The sequence below is a fragment of the Sphingomonas trueperi genome, assembly GCF_011927635.1.
Lineage (GTDB): Bacteria > Pseudomonadota > Alphaproteobacteria > Sphingomonadales > Sphingomonadaceae > Sphingomonas > Sphingomonas trueperi.
The window spans coordinates 1-10,930 of sequence record NZ_JAATJB010000020.1 but is presented as its reverse complement, the minus strand read 5'-3'; the positions used below and the strand labels follow the sequence as shown (position 1 = coordinate 10,930).

Here is a 10,930-nt window from a genome sequence, read left to right as displayed (position 1 = left end):
CCGCGCACCTTGCAACTTCCACTTACTCGCCACAACGATACCCGCTCCCAGCCGCCTACGCCTTTATCCTACCGGATGATCGGTCGAGCGGGTCACCGTCTCCCAGCGATCGATTTCGTCGATCACGGTGTCGAGCTTCTCGCGCGCGCGCCGCAGCGCATCGCTCCCCAGCAGCAGATGCAGCGGCGGATTTTCCGCGTCGACCAGTTCGAGAATTGCAGCCGCCGCCTTGTCCGGGTCGCCGATCTGGCTGCCGGCCATGGCATTGAGGCGGGCAACCGCGGTTCCGACGCTTTCCGCATACTGCTCACCGCCCTGGCTGCGCCGGATCGAATGCTCGCTCAGGAAGTCGGTACGGAACGCGCCCGGCGCGATCGCGGTGGCCTTGAGGCCGAAGGGGGCGATTTCCTGTGCCAAGCTCTGCGTCAGCCCTTCGAGCGCCGACTTGGTTGCGGAATAGAGGCCGGACGATCCCGCCGGCGCGCGGCCTGCGATCGACGTGATGTTAAGGATATGGCCGCTGCCCTGCCGGCGCAGTGTCGGTAGCGCGGCGCGGATGACGGCGAACGGTGCGAAGACGTTGACCGCGAACAGTCGCTCGAACTCCGCGTCGGTCGCCTCCTCCAGTGCCCCCAACAGGCCGTACCCGGCATTGTTGACCAGCACGTCGATGCGGCCCGTCCGTTCGAATGCGTCGCGCACGGCCGGCGCGATCGCAGCCTTGTCCGTTAGGTCGACGGTCAAGACATGCAGCGCACCCTTCCCCGCCACGAGGTCGGGCACGCCTTCACGGACGGTCCCGACGACGGTGTCGCCGCGCGAAAGCGCCGCTTGGGCAAGGGCCTTGCCAAGGCCGCGGGAAATGCCGGTGATGAACCAGGTCTTCATAGCTGTTCTCCTTCGCCGCCAGACATAGCCTTTCAGCCGGGTCGGATAATCGGGCGCTTGCTACCCGGGCTTGTAAGATCAGCTTCACAATGCTGAGATGCGACGTATGATCCATCCCAGTGAGTTCGGTGCCCTGCGCGCCTTTGCCGCCGTGGCCGAGCAGCGCAGCTTCAGCCGGGCGGCGGAGCAGCTGGGGGTGTCGTCCTCGGCGCTGAGCCAGCTGATCCGCGGCCTCGAGGAGCGGCTCGGCATCCGGCTGCTGCACCGAACCACCCGCAGCGTTTCGCTGACCGAGGCTGGGGAGACGCTGCTCGCCGAGATCAACCCGGCGATCGATGGCTTGACCGGGGCGCTCGCAAGGGCGCGCGATGCCGCCCGGCGGCCAAAGGGCACCGTTCGCCTCCACTGCTTCCATGCTGCGGCGGACAGTTTCGTGGTGCCGATCCTGCCGCAGCTCGCCCGCGACTTCCCCGACATCACGCTCGATCTCACGATCGACGACACAGTTCTGGACATCGTCGGCAGCGGCTATGATGCCGGCATCCGCATCGGGGAGGTGATCGAGCGGGACATGGTCGCGCTCCGGCTGGGCGGGGATATCCGTCAGCTCGCCGTGGCCGCGCCTGCCTATATCGCCGAGCACGGCGCTCCGAAGACGCCCAAGGATCTGCTCGACCATCGCTGCATCCGCTGGCGCTGGCCCGGGCAACCGGGACCCTATGCCTGGGAGTTCTTCGAGCAGGGCCGCTGGTTCTCGGTGGCCGTGAACGGGCCGCTGATCACCAGCAGCCGCGCGGTGATGATGCAGGCGGCGTTGGCCGGCGTCGGGATCAGCTTCCTCAAGGAAGAATCGGTCGTCGACGCCTTTGCCCGAGGCGCGCTCGTTCCCCTGTTGCAGGAATGGTCCGTCCCCTTCCCCGGCTATTATCTTTGCTACCCCCAACAGCGGCAGATGGCGCCCGCCTCGCGCGCGGTGATCGATCTGATCCGCAATGCCGCTTCCGATCTGCGCCAACCTGCGCCGATTGCCTGACCTGGCACTCCCGGGATCCGTTCCGACGTCGCTGGCGCGAAGGCAAGCCTGACGGATGTGACTCATCGATAGTCATGGGTGCCGATCTGCCGAAATAGCGCAAGCGACCCGTCGGCGCGGCGGCGCCAGAGGCGCAGGCCACCCCCTTTCACGACGCCGGAAGCGGTTGAAGATCGCCAGTTTACCTGAAATTTCGGGTACTCGATCACGTAGGCACCGAAATCTTCGAAGCCGACATTCCAGACGCGCACCGAGCCGAAGGTCGCGCCGCGGCCAGCCTCCGTGTAGGCTAGGAGATAGGGCCGGATCTCAGCGATGCCGGTCTTGTTGGTGTCCGCGAACGGCATGACCACGGCATCCTCGGAATAGTCCGCGATCTGGGTTTCCGCGTCGTGGGTCCGCACTGCGACGGCGTTGCGCGCGTTCCTGGCGTGCAGCGTCCGTTCAAGCGCTAAATCGGCGGCGGATGGGTGGTCGGCCGATGTATGGCCCTGTGGCAGATCGACGAAGAATGCGGCCGGGTCCGGCAATCGGCGGAAATACCCCCGGACATCCGATTCGAGCCGCAGGCTGCCATCCGGCTCCACGCCCCACACATGAACATATTTGCCCCGCTCTTCCTCGGTGGCGCCGGTCGCCAGCGACCAGGTGATCGTGAACATGCCCGTTTCGACAAGGGCTGTCCCAAGATCGAGGATTTCGGTGGCCACGGGCACATAGCCGGTCACGCGACGCCGTTTCCCCATGGCGCGGTGATAGGCGGTGATCTGCGCCCTCCCGTACAGCGCCGGCTGATAGTCGAGCATGCTCCTCGCATCGGCGCGATATGGCGCGGCGAGCATGCCGGGATCATTCGCGATCAGTGCCTCGCGCAGTCGGCCGTGCGCCGCAGTTGCCCGATCCTGCACCGTGCTGGGCGGGCCGAACAGCAGGTGGTGCGCAAAGAAGGGCAGCACGTCGGTGTAGAACCGCCCTTGTTCGCCCCAATGCCGGTCGCGAAAGCCGCCGCCATGTTCCTCGGCTTCATGCGGTACGCCGAACTCCGCTAGGCGATGCGAGAGTGCTTGGGCGCCATAGACGTGATCGGCAAGCATGTCCTGCCGCCCCCAGTCGAACTTGAAGCCCCGCAGCGACTTCAGATTGTCGGCATAGGCTGGCAGCAGCTCGGTGAGCGAAAAGCCTTGATGAAATCGCGCAGTGACCGCGCTGTGCACGGCGAGCCGACCGACCACCCGTCTCGCCGGGGGATCGAAATAAAGCGGCGGCCGGCCAGGGTTCGGCGAAAAGGCTTGGTAGATCGATGTGAAAATGCGCGAGTACCCGTCGTCGCCCAGGTCTTCGAGCGATCGGGCGCGTGCCAGCAGATCAAAATCGGGGCGACTGTGCGATGGCTGGATACTGGGCCCCGTCCCGACCGGATGCATGCCATATACTGCCCCGAACAGCTCGGGATGGCGCATCCCCAAGCGGATCGCGCCATAGCCGCCGACCCCGTCCCCAACCACGCCGCGCGCATCGCGGCTGGCAAGGGTGCGGTAGGTGGCGTCGACATGCGGCACCAACTCGCGCACCAGGAAGTCTTCCCAATTTCCCGTCACCGGCGAGTTCACGTACCAGGAGCTGCCTGCGGGCGTGGAGAAGTCAGCGGCGACGATGATCACATCGCCGGTCACATGCGCCCGGATCGCGGCGTCGAGCAGTTGCTTCGCGCCATGGCTGGCGAAGGGCTCGCGATGGTCCTCGAAGAAGTGCTGGAGGTAATAGAGGGAGGGAAAGCGGCGATCGACCTGCGCATAGCCGGGCGGCAGATAGACGGTGACGTTTCGGATCGGAGAGATGCCGATCCTGCTGCTGGCGAAGCTCGCCGACTGCAGCTGTTCGTTGACCAGCCGGCCCTGCTGTTGCACGGCGCCCGCCGGTACGCCAGGCTCCGTGCCCGCGGACGCGGATTTGCGCCGGAAGGGAATCACCAGCGTCTCGCGTTCCTGGCCCTCCGAACGATTGAGGAAATAGACCGTGAAGCTGTCCGGCCCGGTTCTCGAGAAGGTGATCCCGTCGAAGTAGAAGTTGGTCGCATCGCGATCAACCAGCGGGCGGTCTACATAGCCCGACTGCGCTTCCCAGCCGGCAAGCTCGGGCGTGAAGTGCTTGACCCGCACCGTCAGCGAATCGCCCGCCTCGGCGAATACACTGATCTCGTAGAACACCGGGCTTCGGTCGCCGAGCGCCCGTACGAAGCCGGGGAGGTGGCCGAAGCGGGGGCTGAGCACCACATGCTCCACCGGGCCGTCCGGCATCTCGCCGATCCAATGTCCCTCGATCCACGCCATGTCGGCGATTGTCGCGCGCGGGGCCGGGCTGCCTTCGGTTCGTAGCTTGATCATCGCCCGCGCGGCGGGTTGCGCCCCCGACGGTCCCGTCGAGAACAGCGCGGCCAGCGCGAGCGCCGCCGTCAGAAATCGAAACCGCGCAGACGGCGCTTTTGCCCACCCCATGTTCACCCTCCCGTTCCGGTGCACCGACATCCGGCCCGGAACGATAGGTGGAAGCAACACATCATCGGCGAGCGGGACGGCCGCCTCGGCAGGCGGGATCAGCGCCCCAAATAGGCGTCGATCGCCTGCCGGTAGCGTCGACTGAAGCGCAGCTCCGTACCGCAGGCGAGCCGCAACACGCCGTCGCCATGGGCCCCGGAACGTATCTCGGCCACGCGGTCCAGGCGCACGATCGCCGAGCGGTGGATGCGCGCGAACGCCTCCTGCGGAAGACTGCGCTCCAGCGCCGCCATCGACTCGCCGAGGAGCAGCGCTCGCCCGTTGCAATGCACCTCTGCATAGTCCCCGGCCGCGGCGATCCAGTCGATCTCGTCGAGCCGGACCAGCCGGACGCTGCCATGGGAGCGGACCACCAGCTTCGGCGCCTCGCCAAGCGTCCGCAGCATCGATCGCAGCCGATCGCCATGCGCGTCCTTGGCGGCAAGCTGCCGCCGGACGCGATCGAGGACCTGGCCAAAGCGAAGATCGTCGAAGGGCTTGAGAAGATAGTCGAACGCCTCCGCCTCGAAGGCGCGGAGGGCGTAGGCGTCGAATGCCGTCACGAACACGATCAGCGGCATCGCATCGACACCGATCATTTCGATCACGTCGAACCCGGTCATCTCGGGCATCTGCACGTCGAGAAAGATCAGGTCGGGGCGCAGAGCCTCGATCGCCGCGATTGCGGCGGCGCCATGCCCCGCCTCGCCGATCACCTCGACATCGGGTTGCAAGTCCAGCGGCGCGCGAATGGCGCGGCGCGCGAGCGGTTCGTCGTCGACGATCAGGGTCCGGATCATCGCGGCACCACCAGCATCACGCGGAACCCGTTTCCCGGTGCGCTCTCGATCTCGAGCGACTGCCGCTCGCCGTACAACCGGCGGAGGCGCCGACGCGCATTGCCCAGCCCGATCCCTTCCACCACCGCGCCCGCCCCGGCCCCATCGTCCGCCACGACGATCTGGACGCTATCGCCCAGCAACGCGGCCCGGATGTCGATCGTGCCGCCCATGACGATCGGCGCAATGCCGTGGCGCACCGCATTCTCGACGAGCGGCTGGAGCAGCAGCGCCGGCACGTTGGTCGCGAGCGCTTGCGGATCGACACGGCGTACGACGCGGAGCCGGTCGCCCAGCCGCGCCTCCTCGATGGCGAGATAGGCGTCGACGAATTCGAGCTCGTCGGCGAGTGGGGATTGCTCGGCGCGTCGCGCGTCGATCGACAGCCGCAGCAGATCGCCGAGCCGCGCGATCAGCCGCTGCGCGGTCACCGGGTCGTCGGGCACCAAGGCGGAGATGGCGTTGAGCGTGTTGAACAGGAAGTGCGGCTGCAGCTGCGCGCGCAGTGCCGCCGTCTCCGCCTCGGCAAGCTGCGCCTGGAGGCGGGCCGCGGCGACTTCGCGGTCGCGCAGCGCCCGATAGGCACGGGCGCCGAGCACGATGCCGACGAGAATCGCGTAGATCATCAGGTTCACGTGAACAGCGCTCGTCAGCTTGCGCAGCAGCAGCTCCGTGCTCCAGGCGGCCCATGCCGTCCTGCCGTAGATCACCGCGTTCAACATTGTGTAGAGCGCTGCGTGCATGACGGGGATGCAGGTGCCTGCCGCCAGATGGACCGCCGCGAGCAGCGGCACGCGCCGTTCGCCGGCGAAGCGGCGCGCCACCGCCACTACCGCGGGCGTCAGCACCGCCCAGGGCGCATACCAAAGGACACCGTTGGCGAACGCCACATGCCAGGGCTGGGCCGTTCCGGCGGCAAGGCCGGCGACATAGGTCTGCGCCGAGGTGATCAGGGCCACCAGAAGCCAGAGGACCCAGATCGCGGCGAGGCGGAGAAGGCGGCGCTCGGGCATGACGATCGCGCGCGATCATGCCATCACCGCCAACGCCGCGGAAGGGACGATCAGCGCTGATCGCGCAGCGCGGCGAGCTTGGCCTTGAACGCGGCGAGTTCGGCCTGGGTCACCCTACCGTCCCGATCGGCGTCGGCGCGATCGAACATCGGCATCGGCGCCCGTGCCAGTTCGTCGCGGGTCAGCCGGCCGTCGTGATCGGCGTCGGCCTCGGCAATCAGCGCGTCCAGCCGCTCGACGGCATCGGGCCGGAACCGCGCCAGCCGCTTGAAATCGTCATGGCTCACCGCGCCGTCATGGTTGCGATCGGCCTTGTCGAACCGGGCGACGCGCGACTGGCGAAACTCCTCGCGGGTGGTCACGCCGTCGCCATTGGCATCGGCATTGGCCAGCGCGGCAGCGGGATCGCGCTGCATCTGCGCCAGTGCGGGGCTCGCCATCAGAAGGGCGATCGGAAGGAACAGAGATGTCTTCATGCGATGAAAGCCTCGAAGCGTGGGTGCGGCCGCGCCCAGGGGGCTGAAGACGCGACCGCGGGGGAAAAGAGTCAGCGCCGGGTGGGCACGGTGCCGCTCACCGTGCGGGTCGCGCCCTGCGGGCCGGTGAAGCTGCTGGAATAATTCGCTGTGCCGTCGCCATTGGCGGTGGCGCTGGTCGTGCGGCGATAGCTGTCGCCGTTGTTCAGCGTGGTCGTGCGGCTGCCGCTGAAGCTGCCGTCGCCCCAGTTCGCGTCGCGCGCCGTGGTGGCGCCACGGCCATTGTTGAACTGGGTGCTGCGATCCGCCGAAGCGTGGCCCGGACCATAGTCGCGGCTCCGCTCGTGCCGATAGCCGCGTCCGTCGGACAACTGCAGGCCACGCCGGACCGTCGCCGCGCCAGGCGCGCGCGTTGCCGATCGCCACTGGGCAAAGCCCTGCCCCGACGCGGTCCTCCCGACCACGGCATGGCCGCGACGCACCTGCGCCTCGGCTGGGATGGCCAGGGTCGTCAGCCCCGCGGCGAGCGCGGCGAAGCCCAGAACATGCTTGTACATCGTGTCACTCCTTGCACAGGCGACGGAAGCCGCCGCTAGCATCGGGTCTAGCGGGCGGCTGTAATGCCCCTGCGACCCCTGCGTGACGAAGGGTAACAGAGTGTAACGCCGCCGCCTCGCCGCGTTCACCTGCAGCGCATGCGGCGCTATTGATACGCCATGGAAACCAGCTGCATCGCCGTCGTCGAGGACGACCGGGAAATCCGCGCGCTCGTGGTGGACCTGCTCCACCGCGAAGGCTTCGAAGCCGTGGGATGCCGGACGACGGCCGAGTTAGATCAGCTGAACGAGCGTCGCCGCGTCGATCTCGCGGTGCTCGACGTGATGCTGCCCGGCGAGGACGGGTTCTCGCTCTGCCGGCGCCTGCATGCGGCCGGGGACATCCCCGTGCTGATGGTCACCGCCAAAAGCGACGATGTCGACCGGATCGTGGGGCTCGAGCTCGGCGCGGACGATTATCTCGCCAAGCCGTTCAACCCGCGCGAGCTGGTCGCCCGCGTGCGCGCGATCCTGCGCCGGACCCGCCCGCGCCACCGGGTGCACGCCCCGATCCCCACCGAACGCTATCGCTTCGGAGGATGGACGCTCGACGTCGGCGCGCGGGCGGTGGCGGCGCCGGACGGCGGTGAGATCGAACTGACCGCTGGCGAGTTCGACCTGCTGCATTGTTTCGCCACCCATCCGCAGCGGGTGCTGAACCGCGACCAGCTGCTCGATTGGACGCGCGGCCGTAGCGCGGGACCGTTTGACCGGGCAATCGACGTCCAGCTCAGCCGGTTGCGCCGCAAGCTCGCCTGCGCGCCGGGCGGCGATACCATCATCAAGACGGTGCGCGGCGGCGGCTATCAGTTCACCCTTGCGGTGGAACGGCTGTGAGCATCGGCTCGAACCTTTCGCTGCGGCTGGCGGCGATCCTGCTGATCGGCTTTCTGCTGGTCCAGCTGGTGATCGCGGTGGTGGTGTTGCCACGATCGTCCGATTCCGGCCGCTCCTATGGTCTGCCGAAGCCCACCGAAGCGGCCGCCATCGCCGACGCGCTGGATCGCGCGCCGGCAGCGCAACGGAGCGCGCTGGTCGGCGCCTTCGATGGCGGTCTCTATTCGCTATCGCTTGCGTCCGCGCTTCCGCCACGCTGGCGGTCGTCGGACGAGCTGGAGGGGCTCGCCGCACGCTATCGCGCCGCCGCGAACGGCCGCGCGGTCAGCGTCGACGGGCGGCGGCCGCGGATCGGCCGATGGATCGGCGATGTGGCGCGACCGGCACGCTTCCTGGCGCCGATCCGCGTGGCGATCGGGTTGCGCGACGGCGAGATCCTGCTGCTCACCAGCCAGCCCTCGGACGATCTGCGCGCCTATATCCAGGGCCGGGCGATAGTGGGAGCGGCCGGGGCGCTGGTGCTGCTCGGTGCGCTGATGCTGGCGGTACGGCAGACGACGAGGCCGCTGGGGCAGCTGTCGCGGGGCGTTCGCCGATTCGCGGACGATCTCGATGCGCCGGACCTGCCGGTGCGGGGGCCGCGGGAGATCCGCGCGCTCGCCGCCGCGTTCAACGAGATGAAAGCGCAGATTCGCGCGCTGGTCGGCGAGCGCACCCGGGTGCTCGGCGCGATCGCGCATGACCTGCGCACCTATCTCACGCGGCTGCGGCTGCGCGCCGAGTTCATCGACGATGGCGAGCAGCGGAACCGCGCCGTGCGCGACCTCGACGAGATGGCGGCGCTAATCGACGATACGCTGTTCCTCGCCGATCGCGACAGCGCACCACCGGCGCGGCCCGAGCCCGTGCCACTTGCGACCGCGCTCGGCGAAATCGTCGCAGCGCATGCCGAGCTCGGCGATGCCGTGACTCTGGCACCGGTGCCCGCCGACCTGGCCATCGCCGCGACCCCCCTGGCGCTGCGACGGGTGCTCGACAATCTGATCGTCAACGGGCTGCGCCACGGCACCCGCGTGGTCGTGACGGCAGCGGCGGCGGGAGATGCTTCGGTCGCGATCACCGTCGAGGACGACGGCCCCGGCGTGCCGGCAGCGGCGCTGTCGCGGCTGGGCCTGCCGTTCCAGCGATTCGACCCCTCGCGCAGCCGCGAGACCGGCGGCGCCGGGCTGGGGCTCGCGATCGTGCGTGCGCTTGCCGGCCGCGACCGGGCATCGGTGCGGTTCGAGCAGGCGACGCCGCACGGGCTCCGCGTGGTGCTGCACTATCCCCGCGCGACGTGCTGAACGCGCCGCTACCAGCCGCCGGGCACCGACTCCAGGATGATGCCCGTGGCGATCGCAGCAAGCACGATGCGATCGCCCGCATAATACCAGCGATAGCCCGCCGGCGGCACCCGCAGCGCATAAGCGCGCGGCTCGACGACGACATAGCGCCGCATCGGCGGCGGCAAGGTCACGCCCACCACCCAGACGCGTCCATACACCCCGCGCGGCGGCAGATAATAGCCATAGCCGGGTGCGAAGTAATAGCCTCGGCGCGGGCCGGCATAGACGGTGAATTCCGGCCGACCACGCCACCAGCCGGGACGGGTAGGATCGACGACCACCACGCGCGGGGCGGGCCGGGAGACCTGCACCGGCGCAGCGGACACCGGCTGCGAACTCGCAACGGACGACGCTAGCAGCATCGCTGCCATGCCCGCCTGGCGCGCGCCGGCGATGACGATTTCGAGGATCATGTGCTCTGACTCCGCAAGAAGAAAGCGCTTCTTCTTGCCCCCGAATGCAACGCTGGAATGTGCCTCTGTAAGCTTTTGTAAGCGCCGAGCCGGCGGGTACACTCCGTTACGGCGAAGCAATGTTGTGCTTACTGCCAGATCCTAGTGCTCCTGCCGAGCACCCGGCCGCCTACTGTCCGGGTCCAGGAGAAGTGTTATGCATCGGATCATCGATCGTCATCGGCCACAGGCAAATGGCCGCTTTTCCCTCCTTGCCCGGACGGCCGCCGCGTCGGCACTGGCTGCGCTGGCGGCGTCGCCCCCCGCAGCGGCGCAGGAATCAGCCGGCGCCGAGAAGAAAGGGTTCTTCTCGGTCGACGAACGAAGCTGGGTCGTGCGCAGCGAGTACAATGCGCCACGCAACGACTTCAACCGCGACTTCCGCGACATCGGCCTGGCGAGGCTCGAGGTGCAACGCGCCTGGACGCTGCACGGCCCGCTCGAGCTTCGCGCCGGTGGCGGGATTACCTATGCGAAGGGGTCGACTGCCGAGCCATTCTCCACGGCCCCGGCGCGCAATGTCGATGTCTTGGGGTTCAATGGCGGCGTGGAGGCACGGATCGACCTGCTACGGCTCGACAAGGTCCGCCTGTTCGTCGACGGGTCGGTCAACATGCTCTGGACGCATGGCATTCAATTTCCGCCGGGGGGCACCGGCTTCAACGGCTATCTGCGGGCCGGACCGGGCGCGATGGTCAAGCTCAACGACTGCCTCGCATTTGAAGCCGACTACCATCTAAGCCATGTTTCCAACGGCGCGGGAATCGTCGCGCATAATCCCGCCTGACCTGCCCCCGGTTGGCTCCCTCGCTTTGATGTAGAGTCTGCCCCAAGGAAGGAGCAGAGGAATGAGGAAGAGCCGTTTCACCGAGGAGCA

Annotated in this window: 11 protein-coding genes; 4 read left to right on the top strand and 7 right to left on the bottom strand. The window is 68.0% G+C overall.

Features of this window, described 5'->3' with window-relative positions:
- Window positions 1-63 precede the first annotated feature (63 nt).
- The gene (locus GGR89_RS20195) at window positions 64-888 is read right to left on the bottom strand and encodes an oxidoreductase (RefSeq protein WP_125977003.1); all 825 of its coding nucleotides are present in this window, start codon (window positions 886-888) and stop codon (window positions 64-66) included.
- 106 nt (window positions 889-994) lie between these two features.
- On the opposite strand from GGR89_RS20195, the gene GGR89_RS20190 reads away from it, so the two are divergent.
- Window positions 995-1,921, top strand: a complete 927-nt coding sequence (locus GGR89_RS20190) for a LysR family transcriptional regulator (RefSeq protein WP_206431279.1) — start codon at window positions 995-997, stop codon at window positions 1,919-1,921.
- Window positions 1,922-1,983: 62 nt separating this feature from the next.
- Here GGR89_RS20190 and GGR89_RS20185 read toward each other — a convergent pair whose 3' ends face one another.
- The 5 genes from GGR89_RS20185 to GGR89_RS20165 all read right to left on the bottom strand — a co-directional run bounded on the left by GGR89_RS20185 (window position 1,984) and on the right by GGR89_RS20165 (window position 7,340).
- On the bottom strand, window positions 1,984-4,446 hold the full coding sequence (locus GGR89_RS20185; protein WP_209092429.1) for a DUF6265 family protein: 2,463 nt from the start codon (window positions 4,444-4,446) through the stop codon (window positions 1,984-1,986).
- Between the two features lie 68 nt (window positions 4,447-4,514).
- Window positions 4,515-5,255 (bottom strand): LytR/AlgR family response regulator transcription factor, encoded by a 741-nt coding sequence (locus tag GGR89_RS20180; RefSeq protein WP_125977005.1) that lies wholly within the window; start codon window positions 5,253-5,255, stop codon window positions 4,515-4,517.
- Window positions 5,252-6,307: a sensor histidine kinase gene (locus GGR89_RS20175; protein WP_125977006.1), complete on the bottom strand. Its 1,056-nt coding sequence runs from the start codon at window positions 6,305-6,307 to the stop codon at window positions 5,252-5,254. The genes GGR89_RS20180 and GGR89_RS20175 overlap by 4 nt, the downstream gene beginning before the upstream one ends.
- Before the next feature lie 50 nt (window positions 6,308-6,357).
- Window positions 6,358-6,783 carry an EF-hand domain-containing protein gene (locus GGR89_RS20170; RefSeq protein ID WP_125977007.1) on the bottom strand — a complete coding sequence of 142 codons (426 nt, stop codon included), beginning with the start codon at window positions 6,781-6,783 and terminating at the stop codon, window positions 6,358-6,360.
- 71 nt (window positions 6,784-6,854) lie between these two features.
- A complete protein-coding gene (locus GGR89_RS20165; RefSeq protein ID WP_125977008.1) occupies window positions 6,855-7,340 on the bottom strand; it encodes a hypothetical protein in 486 nt (161 codons plus the stop codon).
- A gap of 159 nt (window positions 7,341-7,499) precedes the next feature.
- On the opposite strand from GGR89_RS20165, the gene GGR89_RS20160 reads away from it, so the two are divergent.
- Window positions 7,500-8,216 carry a response regulator gene (locus GGR89_RS20160; protein ID WP_125977009.1) on the top strand — a complete coding sequence of 239 codons (717 nt, stop codon included), beginning with the start codon at window positions 7,500-7,502 and terminating at the stop codon, window positions 8,214-8,216.
- Window positions 8,213-9,559, top strand: coding sequence for an ATP-binding protein (locus GGR89_RS20155; RefSeq protein WP_125977010.1), 1,347 nt, complete (start codon window positions 8,213-8,215; stop codon window positions 9,557-9,559). Before GGR89_RS20160 ends, GGR89_RS20155 begins: the two co-directional genes overlap by 4 nt.
- 8 nt (window positions 9,560-9,567) lie before the next feature.
- Here the strand turns inward: GGR89_RS20155 and GGR89_RS20150 are convergent, their stop codons facing one another.
- The gene (locus GGR89_RS20150) at window positions 9,568-10,014 is read right to left on the bottom strand and encodes an RcnB family protein (protein WP_125977011.1); all 447 of its coding nucleotides are present in this window, start codon (window positions 10,012-10,014) and stop codon (window positions 9,568-9,570) included.
- A gap of 196 nt (window positions 10,015-10,210) precedes the next feature.
- Here GGR89_RS20150 and GGR89_RS20145 point away from each other — a divergent pair, with 196 nt between their 5' ends.
- Complete coding sequence (locus GGR89_RS20145) at window positions 10,211-10,840, top strand: hypothetical protein (RefSeq protein ID WP_125977012.1); 630 nt, start codon at window positions 10,211-10,213, stop codon at window positions 10,838-10,840.
- The last annotated feature ends 90 nt before the right edge of the window (window positions 10,841-10,930 follow it).